Origin of the sequence: Pseudomonas hunanensis (assembly GCF_013393325.1) — a bacterium.
Taxonomy (GTDB): domain Bacteria; phylum Pseudomonadota; class Gammaproteobacteria; order Pseudomonadales; family Pseudomonadaceae; genus Aquipseudomonas; species Aquipseudomonas putida_P.
On the sequence record NZ_QJRC01000060.1, the window covers coordinates 38,538 to 61,295 of the forward strand.

25 protein-coding genes are annotated in these 22,758 nt (G+C 63.4%); 18 read left to right on the forward strand and 7 right to left on the reverse strand.

Annotation, left to right across the window (positions count from 1 at the left end; genetic code table 11):
* Nucleotides 1–12 precede the first annotated feature (12 nt).
* The 7 genes from gspG to gspN are packed head-to-tail and all read left to right on the forward strand — an operon-like array spanning nucleotide 13 to nucleotide 3,943.
* Entirely contained in the window at nucleotides 13–447 is a 435-nt protein-coding gene (gspG, locus tag DM807_RS01295) for a type II secretion system major pseudopilin GspG (RefSeq protein ID WP_012270740.1), read from the forward strand.
* Between the two features lie 3 nt (nucleotides 448–450).
* Complete coding sequence (gspH, locus tag DM807_RS01300; protein ID WP_060492707.1) at nucleotides 451–882, forward strand: type II secretion system minor pseudopilin GspH; 432 nt, start codon at nucleotides 451–453, stop codon at nucleotides 880–882.
* A complete protein-coding gene (locus DM807_RS01305; protein WP_060492706.1) occupies nucleotides 879–1,247 on the forward strand; it encodes a type II secretion system protein GspI in 369 nt (122 codons plus the stop codon). Before gspH ends, DM807_RS01305 begins: the two co-directional genes overlap by 4 nt.
* The gene (locus tag DM807_RS01310; RefSeq protein ID WP_012270743.1) at nucleotides 1,244–1,834 is read left to right on the forward strand and encodes a prepilin-type N-terminal cleavage/methylation domain-containing protein; all 591 of its coding nucleotides are present in this window, start codon (nucleotides 1,244–1,246) and stop codon (nucleotides 1,832–1,834) included. Before DM807_RS01305 ends, DM807_RS01310 begins: the two co-directional genes overlap by 4 nt.
* Nucleotides 1,831–2,904 (forward strand): type II secretion system protein GspL, encoded by a 1,074-nt coding sequence (gene gspL, locus DM807_RS01315; RefSeq protein ID WP_244964996.1) that lies wholly within the window; start codon nucleotides 1,831–1,833, stop codon nucleotides 2,902–2,904. The genes DM807_RS01310 and gspL overlap by 4 nt, the downstream gene beginning before the upstream one ends.
* Nucleotides 2,901–3,287 (forward strand): type II secretion system protein GspM, encoded by a 387-nt coding sequence (gene gspM, locus DM807_RS01320; RefSeq protein WP_012270745.1) that lies wholly within the window; start codon nucleotides 2,901–2,903, stop codon nucleotides 3,285–3,287. The genes gspL and gspM overlap by 4 nt, the downstream gene beginning before the upstream one ends.
* Nucleotides 3,284–3,943, forward strand: a complete 660-nt coding sequence (gene gspN / locus DM807_RS01325; protein WP_012270746.1) for a type II secretion system protein N — start codon at nucleotides 3,284–3,286, stop codon at nucleotides 3,941–3,943. The genes gspM and gspN overlap by 4 nt, the downstream gene beginning before the upstream one ends.
* A gap of 70 nt (nucleotides 3,944–4,013) precedes the next feature.
* On the opposite strand, the gene DM807_RS01330 is transcribed toward gspN, so the two are convergent.
* From DM807_RS01330 to DM807_RS01345, 4 genes are all read right to left on the reverse strand, one after another.
* Entirely contained in the window at nucleotides 4,014–8,540 is a 4,527-nt protein-coding gene (locus DM807_RS01330; RefSeq protein ID WP_179026973.1) for a hemagglutinin repeat-containing protein, read from the reverse strand.
* 27 nt (nucleotides 8,541–8,567) lie between these two features.
* Nucleotides 8,568–10,250, reverse strand: a complete 1,683-nt coding sequence (locus tag DM807_RS01335) for a ShlB/FhaC/HecB family hemolysin secretion/activation protein (RefSeq protein WP_179026974.1) — start codon at nucleotides 10,248–10,250, stop codon at nucleotides 8,568–8,570.
* A gap of 160 nt (nucleotides 10,251–10,410) precedes the next feature.
* Nucleotides 10,411–10,965, reverse strand: coding sequence for a L,D-transpeptidase family protein (locus DM807_RS01340; RefSeq protein WP_012270748.1), 555 nt, complete (start codon nucleotides 10,963–10,965; stop codon nucleotides 10,411–10,413).
* A 25-nt stretch (nucleotides 10,966–10,990) separates the two neighbouring features.
* Entirely contained in the window at nucleotides 10,991–11,548 is a 558-nt protein-coding gene (locus DM807_RS01345; RefSeq protein ID WP_012270749.1) for an NUDIX hydrolase, read from the reverse strand.
* Between the two features lie 123 nt (nucleotides 11,549–11,671).
* Here DM807_RS01345 and DM807_RS01350 point away from each other — a divergent pair, with 123 nt between their 5' ends.
* The 5 genes from DM807_RS01350 (at nucleotide 11,672) to purT (ending at nucleotide 14,817) form a co-directional block, all read left to right on the forward strand.
* Nucleotides 11,672–12,271, forward strand: a complete 600-nt coding sequence (locus DM807_RS01350) for a CoA pyrophosphatase (protein ID WP_012270750.1) — start codon at nucleotides 11,672–11,674, stop codon at nucleotides 12,269–12,271.
* A gap of 44 nt (nucleotides 12,272–12,315) precedes the next feature.
* On the forward strand, nucleotides 12,316–12,840 hold the full coding sequence (locus DM807_RS01355) for a gamma carbonic anhydrase family protein (RefSeq protein ID WP_060515679.1): 525 nt from the start codon (nucleotides 12,316–12,318) through the stop codon (nucleotides 12,838–12,840).
* Nucleotides 12,830–13,027, forward strand: coding sequence for a DUF1289 domain-containing protein (locus DM807_RS01360; protein ID WP_060515678.1), 198 nt, complete (start codon nucleotides 12,830–12,832; stop codon nucleotides 13,025–13,027). Before DM807_RS01355 ends, DM807_RS01360 begins: the two co-directional genes overlap by 11 nt.
* A gap of 64 nt (nucleotides 13,028–13,091) precedes the next feature.
* A complete protein-coding gene (locus DM807_RS01365) occupies nucleotides 13,092–13,559 on the forward strand; it encodes a 7-cyano-7-deazaguanine/7-aminomethyl-7-deazaguanine transporter (RefSeq protein ID WP_060492700.1) in 468 nt (155 codons plus the stop codon).
* A 76-nt stretch (nucleotides 13,560–13,635) separates the two neighbouring features.
* A complete protein-coding gene (gene purT, locus DM807_RS01370; protein WP_012270754.1) occupies nucleotides 13,636–14,817 on the forward strand; it encodes a formate-dependent phosphoribosylglycinamide formyltransferase in 1,182 nt (393 codons plus the stop codon).
* Nucleotides 14,818–14,849: 32 nt separating this feature from the next.
* Here the strand turns inward: purT and DM807_RS01375 are convergent, their stop codons facing one another.
* From DM807_RS01375 to DM807_RS01385, 3 genes are all read right to left on the reverse strand, one after another.
* Nucleotides 14,850–16,148, reverse strand: a complete 1,299-nt coding sequence (locus DM807_RS01375) for an MFS transporter (protein WP_012270755.1) — start codon at nucleotides 16,146–16,148, stop codon at nucleotides 14,850–14,852.
* A 274-nt stretch (nucleotides 16,149–16,422) separates the two neighbouring features.
* The gene (locus DM807_RS01380; RefSeq protein ID WP_179026975.1) at nucleotides 16,423–17,628 is read right to left on the reverse strand and encodes a transporter associated domain-containing protein; all 1,206 of its coding nucleotides are present in this window, start codon (nucleotides 17,626–17,628) and stop codon (nucleotides 16,423–16,425) included.
* A 9-nt stretch (nucleotides 17,629–17,637) separates the two neighbouring features.
* Nucleotides 17,638–18,447, reverse strand: coding sequence for a cytochrome C assembly family protein (locus DM807_RS01385; RefSeq protein ID WP_012270757.1), 810 nt, complete (start codon nucleotides 18,445–18,447; stop codon nucleotides 17,638–17,640).
* A 230-nt stretch (nucleotides 18,448–18,677) separates the two neighbouring features.
* Here DM807_RS01385 and ffh point away from each other — a divergent pair, with 230 nt between their 5' ends.
* From ffh to DM807_RS01415, 6 genes are all read left to right on the forward strand, one after another.
* Nucleotides 18,678–20,054 carry a signal recognition particle protein gene (ffh, locus tag DM807_RS01390; protein WP_012270758.1) on the forward strand — a complete coding sequence of 459 codons (1,377 nt, stop codon included), beginning with the start codon at nucleotides 18,678–18,680 and terminating at the stop codon, nucleotides 20,052–20,054.
* 257 nt (nucleotides 20,055–20,311) lie between these two features.
* Nucleotides 20,312–20,563 carry a 30S ribosomal protein S16 gene (gene rpsP / locus DM807_RS01395; RefSeq protein ID WP_003252142.1) on the forward strand — a complete coding sequence of 84 codons (252 nt, stop codon included), beginning with the start codon at nucleotides 20,312–20,314 and terminating at the stop codon, nucleotides 20,561–20,563.
* Between the two features lie 5 nt (nucleotides 20,564–20,568).
* Entirely contained in the window at nucleotides 20,569–21,105 is a 537-nt protein-coding gene (gene rimM / locus DM807_RS01400) for a ribosome maturation factor RimM (RefSeq protein WP_012270759.1), read from the forward strand.
* A 3-nt stretch (nucleotides 21,106–21,108) separates the two neighbouring features.
* On the forward strand, nucleotides 21,109–21,861 hold the full coding sequence (gene trmD / locus DM807_RS01405) for a tRNA (guanosine(37)-N1)-methyltransferase TrmD (protein ID WP_003252146.1): 753 nt from the start codon (nucleotides 21,109–21,111) through the stop codon (nucleotides 21,859–21,861).
* 42 nt (nucleotides 21,862–21,903) lie between these two features.
* Complete coding sequence (rplS, locus tag DM807_RS01410) at nucleotides 21,904–22,254, forward strand: 50S ribosomal protein L19 (protein ID WP_003252148.1); 351 nt, start codon at nucleotides 21,904–21,906, stop codon at nucleotides 22,252–22,254.
* 94 nt (nucleotides 22,255–22,348) lie between these two features.
* Entirely contained in the window at nucleotides 22,349–22,756 is a 408-nt protein-coding gene (locus tag DM807_RS01415) for an acyl-CoA thioesterase (protein WP_012270761.1), read from the forward strand.
* Nucleotides 22,757–22,758: the final 2 nt, after the last annotated feature.

Here is a 22,758-nt window from a genome sequence, read left to right on the forward strand (position 1 = left end):
AGGAGTATTGCCATGCAGCATCGACGTAATCGCCAACGCGGTTTTACCCTCATGGAGATCATGGTGGTGATCTTCATCATCGGCCTGTTGATTGCCGTGGTTGCACCCAGCGTGCTGGGCAACCAGGACAAGGCCATGAAGCAGAAGGTGATGGCCGACCTGGCTACCCTGGAGCAAGCGCTGGACATGTACCGGCTGGACAACCTGCGCTTTCCCAGCAGTGAACAGGGCCTGGCCGCGCTGGTGAAAAAGCCGGCCCAGGAGCCGCTGCCACGGGCCTGGCGCAGTGACGGCTATGTACGCCGCCTGCCGCAAGACCCGTGGGGCACCCCTTACCAGTACCGTATGCCGGGCGAGCATGGCCGGGTCGATGTGTACTCGCTGGGCGCCGATGGCCAACCGGGCGGCGAAGGTCAGGACGCCGACCTGGGCAACTGGGCGCTGTAACCGGTGCGTGGTCAGCGGGGTTTCAGCCTGATCGAGTTGCTGGTGGTGTTGGCCATAGCCGGGCTGATGACCGGGCTGGCAGTAGCCGGGTTCGGCAGTGGCCAGGTCGGTGTCGAGCAGGCTCTGCAACGGCTGGTGGCTGAGACCCGCAGCCAGGCCGCGCTGGCCAGGCATGCCGGGCAATTGCGCGGGCTGCGCTGGAATGGCCAGCGCCCGGAGTTCGTCCGGCGCGAGGGCAATGCCTGGGTGGTTGAAGCGGTCGCGCTCGGCGACTGGCCCAAGGGCCTGCACCCGGACTGGCCCGTCAGCCCACAGCCCCGCCTGATGTTCACCCCCCATGGCTGGGCTCAGCCGGGCAGCGTGCGTTGGCGCTGGGCTGATGGCGGCCAGCGCTGGGCGTGGGACCGCGATGGTCGTTTGCAGGTGGCGCCATGAAGCCGCGCCAGTGTGGCTTCACCTTGCTGGAAGTGACCGTGGCCTTGGCGATTGCTGCCGTGCTGGCCGTCATCACCAGCCAGGTTCTGCGCCAGCGCCTGGCGGTGCAGGAAAACCTGCAGCAGCACCGCCTTGGCCTGCTGTGCGCGCGCGAGCTGCAAACCCGCTTTGCCGTCGAACAGTATTGGCCTGCTGCCAATCAGGTGAATGGCGAGCTGAGCCAGGGCGGCTTGCCATGTCATTGGCAACTGCAACTGCGCCGTACCGGGGTGCGCGACTTACGCCGTGGTGAACTGCGGCTTTTCGCCGACCGCGACCAGCGCCTGCCGTTGGGCCAGTACACCGTGTTTCTGGAGCGCCCATGAAACGCTACCAGGCGGGCCTGACCCTGATCGAACTGATGGTCGCCCTGGCCCTGACCGCCTTGCTTGGCATCATGCTCGCCGCCTTGGTCAATGGCTGGCTCAAGGTGCGCGAACGCCTGCTGGTGACCACGCAGGAAAGCTCGGTGCTGGAGTTCTGCCTGGCCCTGGAGCGGCGGTTCGACAGCCCGGTACTGCGCCGGGTCTACGACCAGCGCCTACCCCTTGCCAGCCGCTGGCTGGACTGGCAGCCCGCCAGCCACCAGTTGCTGTGGGTCGCCAGCACCGGCCTACCCGCAGCCGAAGGCGGATCGCGCCTGCAACGCCAGCGCCTGCGCTTCGAGGCCCGTGAGCAGCGCCTGCTGCTGGAAAGTTCGGCCGACCTTTACGCCGCCGCTGCCCCTCGATGGATACAGCGTGAACGGCTCGACCGGGTCAGTGCAATGAATGTTCTGTACTACCAGGGCGGCCGCTGGCTGGCCTGGCCTTCCGATCAACCGGCGCACCCCGGCCGTGGTGTGCGCCTGGAACTGCAGCGTGATGGAGCCCCTTATGTCTGCACCTTCGCCCTCCCATGGGGGCGCTCATGAAACGTGAATGGCGGCGGCCGTCGGCCCAGCCATGGCTATTGCTGCGGCCGGGCGGGGTCTGGCAGTGGGCACTGGTCAAGGGCGGTATCGTGCAATGTGATGGGCAGGGTGAGCCGCCGGCAAACCTGCAGGCGCGTATTGCGTTGGTCCTGCCTGCCGAGGCCTGCAGCCATTTCCGCGTGCCGGCCCCGCCCGGCCTCAAGCGCGAAGAATGGCCGTTGCTGCTCGAAGACCGCCTGCTACAGGCCACGGATGAGGTGGCCTGTGCCTGCCTGGCCCGTGAGCCCGGGCACCTTCGCCTGTTGGTCGTGGCGCGTCAGCAATTGGACGACTGGCGCGGGCAATGTGCTGAATGGGGTTTGCAGGTGGAGCGTTGCTGGGCCGAGTTGCAGTTACTGCCATTGCCCGAGGCAGGGTGCGCCTGGTTATGGCAACGCACCCCCGGCATGTCCTTGTACAAAGGGCTGAGCGAAGACGGGCAGGAACACTGGCTGGCTTGGCCAGATGCCTTGGGTAACGCGCCGTCGCACCCGTGGGACGAGTTGCACAAGACATCGCTGAGCGGTAACTGGCCAACTGCGTTTGCATCGCTCGACTCACTGCCTGGCCTGTTCGATCGCGACCGCAAGGCGCGCGCTTTGCCGGTGCCGTCCCGCCAGCAACAGCGGCTGCTTGCGGCTTGCCTGGTGCTGGCAGCGGTTTGGGCGGGGCTTTGGTTGAGCCAGCAATGGCGCCAGGCGCAACTCTGGCGCAGCCAGGTCATTGCCGTGACTGGCGAGCAAGCCAGCCCCCGGCATGCCGCACAGGCACTCAAGGGCCTGCGCGAGCGTGCGCTGCAACAGCAACTGCGCACCCGTCAGCTGGACGACCTGCAAGTACGTTTGCAGGCCTGGATGCGTGAAAACCCCGGTTGGCGCCTGCAGGCTGTGCGTTTCGATGGCCAACGCTGGCACCTGAGTCTGGCAGGCGAGGGCAGTACGCCGCCATGGAGCGACATGGCCGCTGCCGCTGGCGCCACGGTGCAGATTCAAGGCGACCAAGTGATCTTCGACCTGGGAGCGGCCTCATGAACCGGGACTGGCTGCAGCGTCATCGCATGACGTTTGCCTGGGCATTGATTGCCCTGTTGCTGGCCTTCCTGGCCCTGCGCGCAGGCGCCGAGCAGTGGCGCGAGCTCAGCCTGTGGCGCGGGCTGGCCGAACAGGCCGCCGGCCTGCACGGCGGGCCGGGGTTGAGCTTGGAGCGGCTGCGCCAGTCGGCCCATGCGCGGCAGATCGAGCTGGCCGACGTCGATGCCCAAGGCAACGCCTGGCAGTTGCGCGGCGAGGTGGCCGATGAGCAAGCGCTGCAAGGGTGGTTGCAGAGCTTGCGTGCAGAAGGCGTTCAGACCTTGCAATGGGGGCTGGAGCAGCATGGCAAGGGGTTGCAGTTCGACGTGGTGGTGCAGCCATGAGGCGCGGCAGCGTGGTGTGGATGTGTTTGGTTTTCGCACTGACATTGCTCGTGGAACTGCCTGCCGATTGGTTGGCGCGCGGGCTTGGCCTGCCCGCGCGTGATGTCAGTGGCAGCCTGTGGCAAGGCCAGGCGCAGCAGTTGGGGCCACTCGGGCCGTTGCGCTGGACAGTACAGCCTTGGCGCCTGCAGGCAAACGCACAGTTGGGCTTGCAGGGCCAAGGCTGGCACCTGCGCGGCGAAGGTTGGCCGTGGCGTTGGCGGCTGGAAGCAGCAGCCATGGGCCCCCAGGCAACTGTACACATGGATTATCGGTTGGCCGGGCAGTGGCAGGGCACGCTGCGTATGCAGGGGGCGGGCAGCGAGTGTCAAGCCAGCGAAGGCCGGCTGACAGTGGCTGATCTTGCCCTGAGCGAGCCATGGTCGCTGGGCTTGGGGCAGGGTTGGCTGGAAATGGATTGCCGCAGCGGCTGGCACCTGCGCGGGCAGTTGGCGCAGCCGGGGCAGCACCAATTGAGCGTGGATGCCGACCTGCCCGGGGGCCGGGCACAGGTGCTGTTCGAGCTGCAGCCAGAGGCGGCGTTGACCCCATTGTTGCGGGGCGCCCAATGGCTTGGGCCACAGGCACTGGTGGGGCAGCGAGACCTTCGCTGGTAGGCGACAAGGTTGCTACTGCATGGCGACACTGTCGATGCGGAAGCAACCTTGCGTAGGGGCGCGCTTGTGGCTATTGCTTCTTGCCCTGCACACTCGAAGCCCATTGCTCGCTGCGGCTATGCCCACTGGTTCTCAACAACCCAAGGTCCAGCGCATTCTCGCCATCCGCTGCCCCTTTGCCCTTGGCCATATCGGCGATTGCCGTGCCCAGGTCCACCGGTGAGTTGGACGCATCGATCGATACGTCCCGGCGATAGTCATTACCGCTCAGCGTTTCTTGAGTGATCGAGTCGGCGTCGAGCCCCACGGCGCCCCTGGCCGACTGCAAACGTGCCCCCACCAGATGAGCGTTGCCACCCACTTGCAGGTCGATACCATCGCTGCCTTTGAGCGTGGCCTGATGGGCCACGCTGTCACGCTGCACGTGCGAAACGTCGAGGCTTAGGGTCGGCGAGAGCCCTGGGTCTGCCTTGCTCAAGGCGGAGCCGGCTTTTTTCTCGACCTTGCCCCCCAGAGGCCCGGCCACCGAAGTGGCCGCGTTGACATAGCCCTGTGGGTTTTTCTCCTGGCTCAGCCTGGCATCCCCTTTGACGCTCAGGGTGTCGACGCGGTCCTTGCGGCTGGCGATACGCAGGTCACCGTCGATCACGCCGCCAATATGCCCCGCTACCAGGGTGGCGCCTTCGATGCGGGTATCGCCGCGGCTTTGCAGGTCGATGCGCTCGGCGCGCAGGTCATTGGCATTCCAGGTGAGGTTGTCGCGCTTGTCGAACTCTACCTTGAGGCGGCCATGCAGGCCGCGGGTATCCAGCGCGCCCTTGGCCATGTCGAAACCGGCGCCGGCGGTGATGTCGAGGTTGTCGCGTCGCTCCTGGTTGGAAGAGGCTTCCACCAGCATGCCGCCGTTCGAAGCGTCGAGGGTCATTCGTTCGGCCGAGGCCTGAAGGCCTTGCAGGTGCAGGGCGATATCCTCGCGGGCGTTGCTGCTCAGGGTCAGTGCGCCGTTGCTGGCAAACTGGGCATCAATCGCCTGGTGTGCATTTTCTTCCTGTTTGCCGTGGCTGAAGTGGCCACCCAATGCTCCCCCCTTGGTCGTGCCTGCCTTGACCGCCAGCTCCAGGCCGCCGCCCAGCTTGGCACCCGTGGCTTGCTGGGTATCGCTGGCGGCCTTGACCCGCAGTTGGCCGCCGCTCTGCACCAGGATGTCGCCAACCTTGGCCTCGCGGCTGCCAATGCGGGTACCTTCGAGCAGCAGGTCGGCACCGCTGGTCAGTCGCACCTCGCCCTTGGCGTCGACTTGTGCCACTTGAGCCGTGCTCTGCGTGCTCAGCGTTTGACTGTGGTCGAGATAGCCACGGCCATTGACGCCGGTGCTGCCTGGACGGTTGCCAACTTTGGCCCAGGCATTGCCATCGAGCTGGCGTGACTGTTGTTCGGCCTGGTCGGTCGCCTGTGACAAGGTTAGCGAGCCAGCACTGTGCATGACCACGCTACCTTCGCCGCCATCGATGCGGGCCCCTTCGTAGCGGCCATCGCTGCCCAGCTGTACCTGGATACCCTGTTGCCCGTACAGGCTGCCGGGCACGGCGGTGCTGGCGATATCCTTGCTTTCCAGCGACCCTCCCTGGCCAGCGGCGCGTACGTTCAGGTCCTCGCCGGTGCTGGTGTCCAGGCGCACGTCGCCGCCATAGGCCAGGCGTTGCACGGTCACTTCCTGGGTGTTCTCGGCCGCGTGCATCTGGTGCTGCTGCGCCTCGATCTGCAGCGCGCCGGCGTTGGCCTGCCAAGCTGTTCCCTGGTCTGCGAGGGTGTCGGCCTTGACCTCGACCTTGGCCCCGGAAAACTCGCTCACCCGAGCCAAGCTGCGACGCTGGTTTTCCAGGCGCTTGAGGTGTTCGACGGTCATGTCGGCACCGATGCTGGGTGGCGCCATGGCATCTTCGGGCGAGGCTTGCTGGAAGCGTGCGGCTTCCTCACCCAGCACCAGGCGTTCGATGGGGCGGGTAAGGTCGCGGTACTCGACACTGGCGCCCAGGCTGGCAGACCAGTTGTCACGGCTTTGCTCATATTCCTGGGTATCTTGCAGCGCGCGGTTATCGATGCGTTCGGCGGTCACCTGCAGGGAGTTGCCGACCTCGACGTGCGCGGCCTCGGTGAGCAGTGCATCAATGCGCAATTTCAGATCGCCGCTGGCCTGCAACGCGCTGCGCTGCACCTTGCTCTCGCGCTCGGTCTGCACCTCACGGTTGTGATGGCCTTCGAACAAACTGCCCAAGCGGTCGATGCCGCCGGTTACCGTCAACCCGCCACCGCTATGGGTGGTAGTGGTGGTCGCGTCACGCTCATTACGGGCCGCACCCAGCGTCACTTCCTGAGCCTGTACGTCGAGGTCGCCGGCAGTGGCCTGGACCTTGCTGCCCTTGACCTGCAGGTGCGCGCCACTGTTCATGCCCACCGAGGCGCCCTTGAGCTCACTGGCAACCTGGTGGGTGGTGCGCTGCTTGCTGGTGCTGTTGGCGACCTCATATGCCACGCCAGCCGCGTACTGGCGGGATTCTGGCTTGCCATCCTCGGCTTCCTGGGTTTGCCTGGCGCTGGCCGTGAAGCCGCGTTGCTGGTCGCGGGTTTCGCGTTCATCGACCGATTGTGCACTGCCAATCAGCAGGTCGCCTTTGGCCTCCACTTGCAGGTGTTTGCCCGCTTCGACCTTGGCGCCCTGAATGCGCAATTCTTCGGCACTGGCCAGGCGCAGGTTGCTGGCCGAGCTGACGTCGCTGACCAGCACCTGCTGTTTGCGGTCTGTACCTTCGTGTTCGCTGCCAATCAGGCCGAACAGTTTGCTGTCGCTGGAGCGGTTGGTGGAGGTGCTGCTGGCGTGGTCTGCCTCGATGGCCAGCGAACCTTTTTCGCTGTAGAGCACGGCGTCCTGCTTGCCGTGCACGCTGCTGCCGGTGATAGCGACCTGCTCGGCAGCCACGGTGAGCTTGCCCTCGCTGGCGACCGTGCTGCCTGCAACGGCCTTGCCCTCGGTGTCCTTGCCTTGGCGATCACCAAAGAAGGTGCCCGATACCAGGTCGCCGCGATAGTCGCGTTTGGTTCCGCGTTCCTGCAATGTGGTGGTGCCGATGTCTGCCTGTTTTGCCTGGATGGCCAAATCGCCGCGGCTGTGCAGGCTGCTGCCTTGCACATCGAGCTTGCCGCTTGCCTTGATCGCCATGTGCTTGGCGCCGAGCGTACTGCCCTTTGCGGTTTCCTTGAGCTGGTCGGTATCGCTGTCACCGCGCCATAAATCCTTGCGGTGGCGCACCTGCTCTTCAGTGCGCTGGCTATCGATGCCGGCCACGATGTCCAGGCCGGCGCCACTGTCGACGGTCAGCTCGTTGCCTGCGTCCACCTTTGCTGCAGCCAGGCGCATGTCCTCGCCAGACTGCAACAGCACGCTGTCGCTGCCCTGCAATTGACTGCCCTGCTGCTGTTGGTGAGTGGTGGTGGTTTTGCGGCTGTAGGTTTCGCGGGTGATGAACAAGAACTTCTTGTTCCAGCTGTCGCTGTTGTGCTCGATGTGCTTGCGGGTCTGGGCGTCCAGTGTGAGCTTCTTGCCGGCGCGGGCTTCGATGCTTGCGGCCTGGCCGTTGACCGCATCAAGTATCAGGTCATCGGCAGCGGTGAGTTTCAGTGTACCGCGCTCGCTACGTAGCTCGGTGGGGTTGTCGACGTTGCCGCTGATATGCAAACCGCCTGCCGATTGGATGTCGACGCCCTCGGTGCCCATGACCTGTGATGCCCCCATGCGCACTCCCGCGCCTTCGGCAGTGCTCACCACACGGATACGCCCAGCGCGCATTGCACCGAACAGGCTGGCATCAATGCTCGAAGAGGGGCTGGGCAGGTGTTCCACAACATCGCCACTGCGACTGTCCACACGGTTGCGACCAACCGTGATGTTGAGCGCTCCGCCGGCCGTGAGCAGGCCTTTGCTGTCCACGCGCGGTGCAATCAGCTCGAGCGCGCCACTGGCATTGCTCTGGCCATTTTCCAGTACCTGCAGGGTGCCGCTGGCCGTGAGTGTGTCCAGGTATTTGAGCTGCTGCTCTTCGAAAGCCGGGGTTCCCACCACGAAGCCAGCACGGGTGGTGTTGATGAAGCTGCCGCCATTGAGGGTGATGCCATTGGGGTTGGCCAGGATGTAGTCGGCTGGGCGCCCGAAGATTTCTTGTGGCCCTTCGATCAACGAGGCGTTGCGGCTGACCACTTCGTTGAGGATGGTCGAGGCGGCCTGGCCCTGAAACTGCGGGTTGGCCGCCAGGGCACCGGCCAGCTGCGACCGCCCGGCCTCGGTGGCGTTGTTCAACACCAAGCCAGGGGTGCCAACGTTGTAGTCGATGAACTGGTTGTGCGACAGCCCGCTGGCGTTGGGCGGCACGATGTCGATGACCGGTACCCCATGGCCGTTGTGGATGATCGGGGTGCCTGCCGGGCCGGCTGTTGCATCCAGGCCGTTCTGGGCCAGAGCGGCGCTGGGGCCCAGCAACGTGAGGAAGATGGACCAGCGCAAGATATTTGGGCGGATAGGTGGTAACTGCGAGAGTGTTTGCATTTTCTCGTTCTCTTTGTTGTGGGTGAATCAGATGTTCAGGGTCCAGTCCATTACCCAGAAGCCGGGCTCCAGCAGTGGGCGGGGCAGGTCGCTGGTGTACAAGGCGCGTTGATAGTCCAGGCGCAGGCGACTGCCGGGCAGGCTCAGTTCCAGCCCCGCGGCGGCCCCGGCCAGGCGCTGTGACGGTTTGCCTTCGGCCGTGCGGGCCCAGCCCAGGTCCAGGCCGATGTAGGGGCGTACCTCGATGGGATAGGCCCAGGTCAGGGGCAGCGGTTGGCTGAGCGTGTTGCGCCAAACCGCGCTGCTGGCGCCGGAGTAGGTGCGCTGGCGAAAGCCGCGCACAGCCGAGTCGTCACTGACCAGCAACTGTTCGACGGCAGGCAAGGGGTCATGGCTGTACTGCACACCCAGCTCGCTCTGCCAGCGCCACGGGGCAGGGGCCGGGCCCTGACGCAAATGCAGCAGGTTGGCGCGGTACTTGCGAAAGTTCGGGCGCAGGCGTTGCGCACCCAGCGGCGAGCGGTCAGCGCCCAGGGCGTCGATGCCTTGAGCAACCCCGAAGTAGCCATTCCACAAGCCCTCTTCGAGCCACAACAGGTTGATACCGGCCTCTACCGAGGCCAGTGTCGGGCTCTGCTGGACGATGACCGCGCCAGCGCTGCGGTTGATCAGTTGCTTGCGGTCCAGGCGGATGCTGGCGCTGAGCATGCCTTGCTGGTTGCGCCACAACACCCGCTCGACACTCAGGCCCTGGTAACTGCTGCTGCCGTCGGCCGCCTTGTCGCTGTGGGGAAGTGGCGCCCGGTAGCGTAGCTGGCTGGCGCTGAGCGCAACGGTCCAGGCGCCGTAGGGGATGCTGTAGTACAGCGACACACCCTGGCTTTGCCCAGGCGCTTCGAGCACCGTTGTGGTCAGCGACAGGCGCAGGTCGTCATTGAGACCTAAAGGGCTGTCCAGGCCAATGCCGAGGTTGACGCGGTGGCGGCCGGTCAATTCGCTGCCACGGTTGTCGAAGCGGCTGTCCAGGTGCCAGCGTGAAGCCACTTTGTGTGGCTGCACGACAACGCGGGTACCGCCCTGCAGTTCGCCGGGCAGCAGAGCGGCACCCAGCTCGTAGGCGCGCAGGCGGTTGAGTTGGTCCAGGCCTTGCTCAAGGTCCGGCAGGTACAGGGGCTGCCCGAGCAGGCCGGGAAATGCATTGGCGAGGGACAAGGGCAGGTCGGGGCCTGCCAGTTCAATGGACTCGACAAAGCCTTCGACAATGACGATATCCAACGGTGCACCGTCTTCTGGAAGTTGCCGCAGGTAAGGCCGGCTGGTCGGGTAGCCGGCCTGCACGTAGCGCTGGGTGATGGCTTTCAGTAGCCGGTTGATGTCGGCGATGCCTATGCAGGCAGGGGTGAGGGCACGGATGGTTGGCGCCAGCGCTGGGTTCGAAAGCTGCTGGTTGCCGGCCACGCGCACGCCGTCGACGGCCCAGCAGCGAGCGTGGTGCGGGAGGGGGGCAGTGGTGTCGCTGGGGGCGGTTGGGGCGGGTATACGCTGCCAGCGCTCAAGACGCTGCTGTTGCTCCAGCTGTCGCAGCCCATGCTGTTGGTCGCGCAACTGCTGGCTGGCTGGGTCGTCGGCCAGCGCCTGGGTGATGGACAGCACGCCTGACAGGCAAAAGGCTGGCAGCCAACGGGCGATGCGGTGAATCAGGCACGGCATTGAAGCACCCCGCAAATGATGTACGGTTTTCGTACTCGTCTGCGTGGATGCTAAGAATTAAGTCATTCGCCTGGATGCAGTACCCTGCCTAAGCGCTTGTCAGGCAAGTTCTCGCAAACTTGCGGGAAAACTCCTACAACCTTTGCTGGAAGGCCCTATATCAGGGCCGGATCTCGATCAGCGTCCCATCGCGTACCAGTTCCCATACTTCCTGCATGTCGCGGTTACGCATGGCAATGCAGCCATCGGTCCAGTCCAGGGTATGGAAGTACCATTCCGGGTATTCATCGTTGATCGGCGTGCCATGGATCATGATCATGCTGCCGGCACTCACCCCTTCACGGGTAGCGCGGGCGGCATCGCTGATGTTCGGGTAGTTGATGTGCATGGCCAGGTTGAAGCGGTCGCTCTGCTTGCGCCAGTCCAGCCAGTACAAACCCTCGGGGGTTTTCTTGTCGCCCTCGCGCTCCTTGGCGCCCTTGGGCTGCTTGCCAAGCGAGATACGGTAGGTTTTCAGCGGCTCGCCACGGCTGATCAACTGCAGGCGGCGCTCGGACTTGATTACCAGCACCTTGTCGATCAACGGCTGCATGGCCTGCTGCGAAGGCGAGGGCGTTTGCGCTGCCGGCACGGGCTTGCGGATGATGGTCTCGGTGAAGGCCGCTTGGGACACCGAGGTAACGCAAAGGCAGAAAAGGGCAAGCAACCAGCGCATGTAACGGTATCCCTGAAGGCTTCTTCTATGTAGAGGTGGTGGTCGTGACGCTCATCGGCGGCAGGTATTCATGACCTATGGGGTAATGCTGCCCGAGGCGGTCGCGATAGTAGCATTCTAGTGTGCGCGTGACGGTGCGGAAAGCCAGCTCGCCCCACGGTATCTCATGTTCTTCGAACAAGCGCACCTCCAGGCTTTCGACACCGACGGCGAAGTCCAGGTCCGTCAATTCGGCGCGGAAGAACACATGCACCTGGTTGATGTGCGGCAAATCGAACAGTTGATACAGCGACGTTGGCCCGACCCGGGCGCAGGCTTCCTCGACGGTTTCGCGACGGGCGGCCTGGTCGAGGGTTTCGCCGTTTTCCATGAAACCGGCGGGCAGGGTCCAGAAGCCCCGACGCGGCTCGATGGCGCGCCGGCACAGCAGCACCTGGCTGCCCCAGGTCGGCAATACACCGGCAACGATATTGGGGTTTTGGTAGTGGATGGTCTGGCAAGACTCGCAGACATACCGCAGGCGGCTGTCGCCCTGGGGGATCTGTTGAGTGACCGGTTGGCCGCACGCGCTGCAGAATTTCATGTGTAGATCCTTATGTTCACGGCTATCTTGGCGCGGCCACCGTGCCGCCGCAAGCGCTGGGGCTTGGGTGCTTCGCGGCTTTCGTGCATCATGCAAGACAGGCCTTGGACATGAGCGTGCGCAATGCTGGACGAGCTACTTCGCCGAATGAGCAACCATCACCCCGCATCACTGGAAACCGACCGACGGTTTCCCGAAGCGGCGGTTCTCTTGCCCATTACCCGCAGCGAAGCGCCCGAACTGGTATTGACCCTGCGCGCCAAGGGGCTGTCTACCCACGGCGGTGAAGTCGCCTTTCCCGGTGGTCGGCGTGACCCGGAAGACCCAGACCTGGTATTTACCGCCCTGCGTGAAGCCGAGGAAGAGATCGGCCTGCCGCCTGGCCTGGTAGAGGTGATCGGCCCGCTCAGCCCGCTTATTTCACTGCATGGCCTGAAAGTGACACCATTCGTCGGGCTTATCCCCGACTTCGTCGAATACCGCGCCAACGACGCCGAAATCGCGGCAGTATTCACCGTACCGCTGGAGTTCTTCCGGCAGGACCCGCGTGACCATACCCACCGTATCGATTACCAGGGACGTAGCTGGTATGTGCCAAGCTATCGCTACGGTGAATACAAGATCTGGGGGTTGTCGGCGATCATGATCGTCGAGCTGGTCAACGTGCTGTTCGATGCCGGCATCAGCTTGCACCAGCCCCCTGAGCGTTACATCAAAAACTGAACGGGGCCTACCCCGTCGTATGCGTTGCAGCCTGAGGAGCGTTCATGAAATACCGCCTGGGTAACCTGCGCGTCGAAACCCACCCCACCAGTTGGGCTGCCCCCAATGCCACGCTGATTGGCAACGTGCGCCTGCAAGCCGATGCCAGCGTGTGGTTCGGCGCGGTTCTGCGCGGCGATAACGAGCTGATCGACATCGGCGAGGGCAGCAACGTGCAAGATGGCACGGTAATGCACACCGACATGGGCTCGCCGCTGACCTTGGGCAAGGGGGTGACCGTTGGTCACAACGCCATGTTGCATGGCTGCACGGTAGGCGACTACAGCCTGGTGGGTATCAATGCCGTCATCCTTAATGGTGCGCGCATTGGCAAGCACTGCATCATCGGCGCCAATGCGCTGATTGCCGAGGGCAAGGAAATCCCCGATGGTTCTCTGGTGATGGGCTCGCCAGGCAAGGTGGTGCGCGAACTGAACGAGCAGCAGAAGCGCATGCTTGAAGCCAGCGCCGCGCATTACGTGCACAATGCCCAGCGTTATGCGCGCGATTTGGTGGTTGATGATGAGTGAAGTTGTTGAGCGGCCGGTGGCTTCACCGTGCGTAAGCATTTGCGCGCTGGACGAGCAGGATATCTGCACTGGATGCCAGCGTACCGTGGCCGAAATCGGCCGCTGGGGGCGGATGGACAATGACGAGCGCCGGGCGGTGCTGAAGCTGTGCCATGAGCGCGCAGTACAAGCCGGGCTCGTCCTGTAGGCGCGGCGTTGCCTGTCGAGGGGGCTGGCGGTACTCTGTAGGGCTTGCCCACAGATGACCCGCCATGTTCTATCTGATTGCCTATATCAGCAGCGTAGTGCTGATCAACTACGCCTTCTCCAGTGCCCCGCACCTGGACATCATCTGGTCTGCCTGGGGCGGCCTGGTATTCATCCTGCGCGACATGGTGCAGACCCGCTTCGGTCACGGTGCCCTGGTCGCCATGCTGGTGGCGCTGGTGCTGTCGTATGTCACTTCCGAGCCGGCCATCGCGCTGGCCAGTGCCACTGCGTTCTTCATCTCCGAGCTGATCGACTGGCTGGTGTTCAGCATCACCCGTCGGCCGCTGCGCGATCGCCTGTGGCTGAGCTCGGCACTGAGTATTCCGGTGGACACCTTCATCTTCTTCGGCATGATCGGGGCCTTGACCCCGGCGGTGGTCGGCACGGCCATGGCCTCGAAGTTCGCCGGTGTCACCGCCGTGTGGCTGGCCATGGCATTTCGCGCCCGGCGGGCTGCCGTCGCGGGTTGATGGTGTAGAATAGCGGTCCTTTTTCAGCGGGCCACACCAAGCCTGGTGCGGCCCCGGATGCCTTCGAGGACCTGAAATGACCCGTATCGGAACCCCATTGTCGCCCACCGCGACCCGTGTACTGCTCTGCGGCTGTGGCGAGCTGGGCAAGGAAGTGGTGATCGAGCTGCAGCGCCTGGGCGTCGAAGTAATCGCCGTCGACCGTTACGCCAATGCCCCGGCCATGCAGGTGGCGCACCGCAGCCATGTGGTCAACATGCTCGATGGCGTTGCCCTGCGCGCGGTGATCGAGGCCGAGAAACCGCACTACATCGTTCCGGAAATCGAAGCCATCGCCACCGCCACCCTGGTCGAGCTGGAAAACGAAGGCTTCAACGTAGTACCGACCGCGCGTGCCACCCAACTGACCATGAACCGCGAAGGCATCCGCCGCCTGGCTGCCGAAGAGCTGGACCTGCCAACCTCGCCGTACCACTTCGCCGACACCTTCGAGGACTACGCCAAGGCCGTTGCCGACGTGGGCTACCCGTGCGTGGTCAAGCCGGTGATGAGCTCGTCGGGTAAGGGCCAGAGCCTGCTGCGCAGCGATGCCGACCTGCAGAAGTCGTGGGACTACGCCCAGGAAGGCGGCCGCGCTGGCAAAGGCCGGGTGATCGTCGAGGGCTTCATCGACTTCGAATACGAGATCACCCTGCTGACCGTGCGCCACGTGGGGGGCACCACCTTCCTCGAACCTGTCGGCCACCGTCAGGAGAAGGGCGACTATCAGGAATCCTGGCAGCCACAGGCCATGAGCCCCAAGGCGCTGGCTGAGTCGCAGCGCGTGGCCAAGGCGGTCACCGATGCCTTGGGTGGTCGCGGCCTGTTTGGCGTAGAGCTGTTCGTGAAGGGTGACCAGGTGTGGTTCAGCGAAGTGTCGCCGCGCCCGCATGACACCGGGCTGGTAACCCTGATTTCCCAGGACCTGTCGCAATTCGCCCTGCATGCCCGCGCCATTCTTGGCCTGCCGATTCCAGTGGTGCGTCAGTTTGGTCCGTCGGCCTCGGCAGTGATCTTGCCGGAAGGGCAGTCGCAGCAGACCAGCTTCGCCAACCTGGGGGCGGCGCTGAGCGAGCCCGATACCGCCATTCGCTTGTTTGGCAAGCCGGAAATCAATGGTACCCGCCGTATGGGCGTGTGCCTGGCGCGTGACGAGTCGGTGGAGCTGGCGCGGGCCAAGGCGACCCGCGCTTCGCAGGCGGTCAAGGTAGAGTTCTGATTCGACTGGGGCCGCAACGCGGCCCCAATTGCTTACAGTTCGGTATTGCGAGTCTCTTTCAGGCACAGCACAGCAATCAGGCTGATCACCGCCGCTGCCGACACATAACCCCCCACCCAACTCAAGCCGCCCATGCTCACCAGCTTCTGGGCAAAGAACGGTGCCGCCGAGGCGCCGACGATGCCGCCCAGGTTATACGCCGCCGAAGCCCCGGTATAACGCACATGAGTCGGGAACAGTTCAGGCAGCAGTGCCCCCATCGGTGCGAAGGTCACGCCCATCAGGAACAGCTCGATGGCCAGGAACAGCGCCACGCCCGTGGTCGACCCCGACGTCAGCAGTGGTTCCATGGTAAAGCCCGAAGCGATCGCCAGCAGGCCGCCCACGATCAGCACCGGCTTGCGCCCGTAGCGGTCGCTGAGCCACGCCGACAACGGTGTGGCCAGGGCCATGAACACCACTGCGAAGCACAGCAGGCCAAGGAACGTCTCGCGGCTGTAGCCCAGCGTGGTCACGCCATAGCTCAGCGAGAACACCGTGGAAATGTAGAACAGCGCGTAGCACACCACCATGGCCGCAGCGCCCAGCAAGGTTGGCAGCCAGTATTTGGAGAACAGGTCGACCACCGGCATTTTCACCCGCTCATGGCGGGCAACGGCCTTGGCGAACACTGGGCTTTCTTCGAGCTTCAGGCGTACATACAGGCCCACCAGCACCAGCGCGGCGCTGAGCAGGAACGGAATACGCCAGCCCCACTCACGGAACTGCTCGTCACTGAGCACCAAGGCCAGGGTCAGGAACAGCCCGTTGGCAGCCAAGAAGCCGATCGAAGGGCCTAGCTGCGGGAACATGCCGAACCAGGCACGCTTGCCTTCAGGGGCATTCTCGGTAGCCAGCAGGGCCGCGCCGCCCCATTCCCCGCCCAGGCCCAGGCCTTGGCCAAAACGCAGCAGGCAAAGGATGATCGGTGCCCACATGCCAATGCTGTCGTAGCCCGGCAGTACGCCGATGGCCGTGGTGCAAACGCCCATCAGCAGCAGCGAAGCGACCAGCGTCGACTTGCGGCCAATGCGGTCGCCAAAGTGACCGAACAACGCCGAGCCCAGCGGGCGGGCGAGGAAGGCGATACCGAAGGTGAGGAAGGCAGCCAGCATTTGCGCGGTGCCTGACTCGGACGGGAAGAACACCGGGCCGATCACCAGGGCTGCGGCAGTGGCGTAGACGTAGAAATCGTAGAACTCGATAGCGGTGCCGATGAAGCTGGCGGTGGCGACCCGCGCAGGCGAGTTGACCGGCGCGGCAGGCGCTTGGGCATAGGTGCTGCTTGTCATTAAGTAGGTCCCTAACAGTCTGGTCCGGCTCCATGGGCTTGGCCAGCGTCGGCGTGCAATGCAAAGGGCAGGCACGGTTGCGCGGGCGCCGGAGCGTTTTGTTGTTGTGCGCGCCCGACTGACGATAGCCCAAGGGGGATAGGGGCGGGGCGGGCACTGTTCGGGGTGTTGAAGCAGGACCGCGGGGCGTGTCAGTGGAGCGGACTGGCCGTGGAGCGCCGGGTGCGGGTAGCAGGCGTGACGGCGGGGCTGGGTAAGCGTGACCCGAGTATAGCTATCGGGTCACGGTCCACACCAGTACCTTGCTGGCACAATTGTCCTCTGTTTCGAGGATTTCCAGGCGATAGCGGCCGATCTTCAGGCAAACGGCGCTCTCCGGGATGCTTTCCAGCGCTTCGGTAACCAGCCCGTTGAGGGTTTTCGGCCCGCCGTCGCAGGGCAGGTGCCAGCCCAAGGTGCGGTTGATTTCACGTAACGAAGCCGTGCCGTCGATGACGAAGGTGCCATCGGGCTGCGGGTGCACGTGAGGGTTTTCCAGGCTTTGCTCGTCCTCGAACTCGCCGACGATTTCTTCGAGGATGTCTTCCAGGGTGACGATGCCCAGTACCTCGCCGTATTCGTCCACCACCACGCCCAAACGGCGTTGTTGTTTGTGGAAGTTCAGCAGTTGCATTTGCAGGGGTGTGCTTTCGGGTACGAAATAGGGTTCGTAGCAGGCGCTGTGCAGCGCATCCAGGGTTAGCTCGGCCTTGGGCAGCAGGTGGCTGATCAGCTTGGTGTTGAGGATGGCTTCGACTTGGTTGATGTCGTTGTGGTAGACCGGCAGGCGGGTGTGGCGGCTGACGATCAACTGCTCGATGATGCGCCCGATCGGCTCGTCGAGGTTGATGCCGTCCACTTCGTTACGTGGCACCAGGATGTCGTTGACGGTGACCTTGTCCAGCGACTGCAGGCCGTCGAGCAGGCCGTGGCGAGGTGGTTCGTGTTCCTCGTCTTCGTCGAAGTCATCCGATTCCTGAGCATGCAAGGCCACGGCTGTGGGCTGTACGCGGAACGGGCGCAGCAGCAGCTTGGCGAAGCCGTCCAGCAGGTAGGCCAGCGGCTGCAGCAGGGCGAGGGGGACTTTCAGCAGGCTGGTGCCCAGGCTGACGAACGCCTGCGGGTTGCGCCGGGCCAGGCGCCGCGGCAGGTATTCGGCGAACACCAGCAAGCTGAGGGTGGCGGCCAGACCGGCCAGCCAGAAGCCGTGCTCGCCACTGTAGCGCTGGCCCACCAGGCAGGCCAGGCCCAGCACCAGCAGTTTGCCCAGGCTGGCACACAGCACCAGGGCCTGGGCTGGCAGCATGGGCTGGCCATCTTCGCCAGCGCGTTGCGTGCCATTGAGTTGCAAGCGGGCGGCATCCACGGCGGTGAACAGTGCTGACCACAACAGGGCCAGTGCCAGTGTGCCGAATAGCGGTGCGTACGGCAGGGTGTCCATGGGCGGCCGTCAGATATGCAAGATGAATTCGCGAACCAGCTTGCTGCCGAAATAGGCCAGCATCAGCAGGCAGAAACCGGCCAGCGTCCAGCGGATGGCCTTGTGGCCCCGCCAGCCCAGGCGGGTACGGCCCCACAGCAGCACGCTGAACACCACCCAGGCGACACAGGCCAGCAACGTCTTGTGCACCAGGTGCTGGGCGAACAGGTTGTCGAGGAACAGCCAGCCGGAGATCAACGAAAGCGACAGCAGGCACCAGCCGGCCCAGAGAAAGCCGAACAGCAGGCTTTCCATGGTTTGCAGCGGTGGGAAGTTGCGGATAAGCCCGGACGGGTGCTTGTTCTTCAACTGGCGGTCCTGCAGCAGCAACAGCAGTGACTGGAAAACCGCGATGGTGAACAGCCCATAGGCCAGGATCGACAACAGGATATGGGCAAGAATGCCCGGTTCTTCGTTTATCAGTGGCACCGTGCCGGGTGGCGCGAACTGCGCCAGCAACGCTGTCACCGCGCCCAGCGGGAACAGCAACAACAGCAGGTTTTCTACCGGTATGCGCAGGCAGGCCAGCAGGGTCAGGGTGATGACGGCCACGGCGATCAGGCTGGCGGCGCTGAAGAAGTCCAGGCTCAGGCCCAGCGGGGTGATCAACTGGAAGAACAGCGCGCCGGCCTGGGCCAGCACCGCGACGGCGCCCAGCAGGCCAAGCAGGCGCTTGTCGGCCTTGCGGCCCTGGGCCAGGTACGAGCCCTGGTAGATGGCCGCAGCTATATATAGGCCGGCAGCGATCAGGTTGGGGATGAGGCTGGGAGAGGAGACCATAAGTCCTGGTTGGCGAGCCTTAAAGAGACGGAGTTTGGCATATATTCCGCTGCTCTAGGAAGACTGGTAGGCCGCGTCGCGGCATTCGCGGGTAAAGCCACCGAATATCTCCCAAGGTGTGCGCCGCCGCCGCACTTCGCTATAATCGCCGCCTTGCTGTGCCCGGCGGGTGTGTATTTCCCCTGGGCGCCTGACAAACCTCGGCTTTTACTGGGCCTGAAAGGATCACCATGTTCGAAAACCTGACCGACCGCCTGTCACAGACGCTGCGCCATGTCACCGGCAAGGCCAAGCTGACCGAAGACAACATCAAGGACACGCTGCGCGAAGTGCGCATGGCCCTGCTCGAGGCCGACGTTGCCCTGCCGGTGGTCAAGGATTTCGTCAACAGCGTCAAGGAACGTGCGGTCGGCACCGAAGTCTCGCGTAGCCTGACCCCGGGCCAGGCATTCGTGAAGATCGTCCAGGCCGAGCTGGAAAGCCTGATGGGCGCGGCCAACGAAGACCTCGCACTGAACGCCGCCCCGCCTGCCGTGGTGCTGATGGCCGGCCTGCAAGGCGCCGGTAAGACCACCACCGCCGGCAAGCTGGCGCGCTTCCTTAAAGAGCGCAAGAAAAAGAGCGTGATGGTGGTGTCCGCCGACGTTTATCGCCCGGCGGCGATCAAGCAGCTGGAAACCCTGGCCAACGACATCGGTGTCACCTTCTTCCCGTCCGATATCAGCCAGAAGCCGGTGGCCATTGCCGAAGCGGCCATCCGTGAAGCCAAGCTGAAGTTCATCGACGTGGTCATCGTCGACACCGCCGGCCGTTTGCACATCGACGCCGACATGATGGACGAGATCAAGGCGCTGCACGCCGCGGTCAAGCCAATCGAGACGCTGTTCGTGGTCGACGCCATGACCGGCCAGGACGCCGCCAACACCGCCAAGGCCTTTGGCGAGGCGCTGCCGCTGACCGGTGTGGTACTGACCAAGGTCGACGGTGACGCCCGTGGTGGTGCTGCGCTGTCGGTGCGTGCCATCACCGGCAAGCCGATCAAGTTCATCGGTATGGGTGAGAAGACCGAGGCTCTCGAGCCGTTCCACCCCGATCGCGTCGCTTCGCGCATTCTCGGCATGGGTGACGTGCTCAGCCTGATCGAGCAGGCCGAGCAGACCATCGACAAGGCCAAGGCCGACAAGCTGGCCAAGAAGCTGAAGAAGGGCAAGGGCTTCGACCTCGAAGACTTCCGCGACCAGCTGCAACAAATGAAGAACATGGGCGGCCTCGGTGGCCTGATGGACAAGCTGCCGAGCATCGGCGGGGTCAACCTGTCGCAGATGGGCAACGCCCAGGGCGCCGCCGAGAAGCAGTTCAAACAGATGGAAGCGATCATCAACTCCATGACCCCGGCCGAGCGCCGTGATCCTGACCTGATCAGCGGTTCGCGCAAGCGCCGTATCGCCCTGGGTTCCGGTACCCAGGTGCAGGACATCGGCCGCTTGATCAAGCAGCACAAGCAGATGCAGAAGATGATGAAAAAATTCTCTGCCAAAGGCGGCATGGCCAAGATGATGCGCGGCCTGGGCGGGATGCTGCCAGGCGGCGGTATGCCGAAGCTGTAACTTATTCCGGGTGCCTGCCTTTCGTCGGGCTGGCGCCCAGAACCCCCGCTGTAGTGGGGTAACGGCCGCGGATTTCGCGGCACAACCGGCAAATCTGGACGGTAGGGCATGGCCTTGCCGAAAAAGTCATTTGCAAATGTCCGTGTATTCCCCGAGAATATGCGGCCTTTTGGGCACCCGTGTGCCTATTTGGCATTCAGATTTGCAGTACCAGCTGCTGTATCAACTGCAGCACCGACTATAGGAACGATGTTCACATGGTAACCATCCGTCTGGCCCGTGGCGGCTCGAAAAAGCGCCCATTCTACCACCTGACCGTGACCAACTCGCGTAACGCCCGTGATGGCCGTTTCGTTGAGCGCGTAGGTTTCTTCAACCCGATCGCTGCTGGCGCCGAAGTTAAACTGTCGGTCAACCAAGAGCGCGTCACCTACTGGCTGAGCCAGGGTGCACAGCCGTCTGAGCGTGTTGCTCAGCTGCTGAAGGAAGCTGCCAAGGCCGCTGCCTGAACAGTATGAACGCGACGCCAGAAAAGGCTGACGACCTGATCGTCGTTGGCAAGATTTTTTCGGTTCACGGCGTTCGCGGCGAGGTGAAGGTGTATTCCTTTACCGATCCGATTGAAAACCTGTTGGATTATCCGCGCTGGACGCTTCGGCACGAAGGCAAGGTAAAGCAGGTCGAGCTGGTCAGCGGTCGTGGCTCCCAAAAGGGCCTGGTCGTGAAGCTCAAAGGCCTCGAAGATCGCGATGAAGCCCGTCTTCTGAGCGGTTACGAAATCTGCATTGCGCGGAGCCTTTTGCCCAACCTGGCTGCCGACGAGTACTACTGGTACCAGTTGGTCGGTCTGAAGGTCATCAACCAGGACGAACACCTGTTCGGCAAGGTCGATCACCTGTTGGAGACCGGTGCGAACGATGTAATGGTGGTCAAACCCTGCGCAGGCAGCCTGGATGATCGCGAGCGTCTGTTGCCCTATACGGCGCAATGCGTGCTGGCAATCGACCTGGAAGCAGGCGTGATGCGGGTTGAGTGGGACGCGGACTTCTAAACGATGGGTAACCTTCGCGTAGACGTCATCACGTTGTTCCCCGAGATGTTCTCGGCCATCACGGAGTACGGCATTACCAGCCGCGCGGTGAAACAGGGGTTGCTTCAGGTAACTTGCTGGAACCCGCGGGACTACACCACAGATCGTCACCACACGGTAGATGATCGGCCGTTTGGCGGTGGTCCGGGCATGGTGATGAAAATCAAGCCTCTGGAAGATGCCCTGGTTAGCGCCAGGCAAGCGACCGGAGCTGCGGCAAAGGTGATCTACCTTTCGCCACAAGGCCGCAAGCTGACTCAGCAGGCGGTCAAAGGCCTGGCCGAACAGGAATCGTTGATCCTGATCGCCGGTCGTTATGAAGGCATCGACGAGCGCTTTATCGAGGCTCATGTCGATGAGGAGTGGTCGATTGGCGACTATGTGCTTTCCGGTGGCGAGCTGCCGGCCATGGTACTGATCGATGCGGTTACGCGGCTGCTGCCCGGAGCTTTAGGGCATGTGGACTCGGCGGAAGAAGATTCCTTCACCGACGGTCTGCTCGATTGCCCGCACTACACCCGACCTGAGGTGTATGCGGATCAGCGTGTTCCCGACGTGTTGCTAAGTGGCAACCATGCACATATCCGGCGTTGGAGGATGAAGCAGTCCCTTGGTAGGACCTTCGAACGACGCGCCGATCTTCTGGAAAGTCGCTCGCTTTCTGGAGAAGAGAAGAAGCTGCTCGAGGAATATCTCCGCGAGCGGGACGATAGTTAAACGTATCGATGGTGGATCACGTATCCATCTTAGGAGCACAGCATGACCAACAAGATCATCCAGCAGCTCGAAGCCGAGCAGATGAGCAAGGAAATCCCGACCTTCGCACCAGGCGACACCGTTGTCGTTCAGGTTAAAGTGAAGGAAGGTGAGCGTTCCCGTCTGCAGGCGTTCGAAGGCGTCGTTATCGCCAAGCGTAACCGCGGTCTGAACAGCGCCTTCACCGTGCGCAAGATCTCCAGCGGCGTTGGCGTAGAGCGTACCTTCCAGACCTACAGCCCGCAAATCGACAGCCTGGCCGTGAAACGTCGTGGTGACGTGCGTAAAGCCAAGCTGTACTACCTGCGCGACCTGTCCGGCAAAGCCGCTCGCATCAAGGAAAAACTGTCCTGAGTACAGTTTGCCCGGTGGCCGAGGCCGCCTAGCGAGAAAAAAGCAGCCTTCGGGCTGCTTTTTTGCGTTTTGAAACCCCGAAGATGTGATTGCCATGACTACCCGAGACCAGGAAATCCAGCGCCGCACCGAGCTGTCGGTGACCCGCGTGACCAAGGCGGTGTTCCCCAACACCACCAACCACCACAACACCCTGTTCGGCGGCACCGCACTGGCCTGGATGGACGAAGTGTCGTTCATCGCCGCCACGCGCTTCTGCCGCCTGCCGCTGGTGACCGTTTCTACCGACCGCATCGACTTCAAGCACCCGATCCCGGCGGGCTCGATCGTCGAGCTGGTGGGGACGGTGATCAAGGTCGGCAATACCAGCTTGCAGGTGCAGGTGGATGTGTTTGTCGAGAACATGTACCTGGACGGCCGTGAGCGGGCGATCCATGGGGTGTTCAGCTTCGTCGCCATCGACGAGGACAAGCGCCCGGTGCCCGTGCTGCCAAGCGCCTGAAG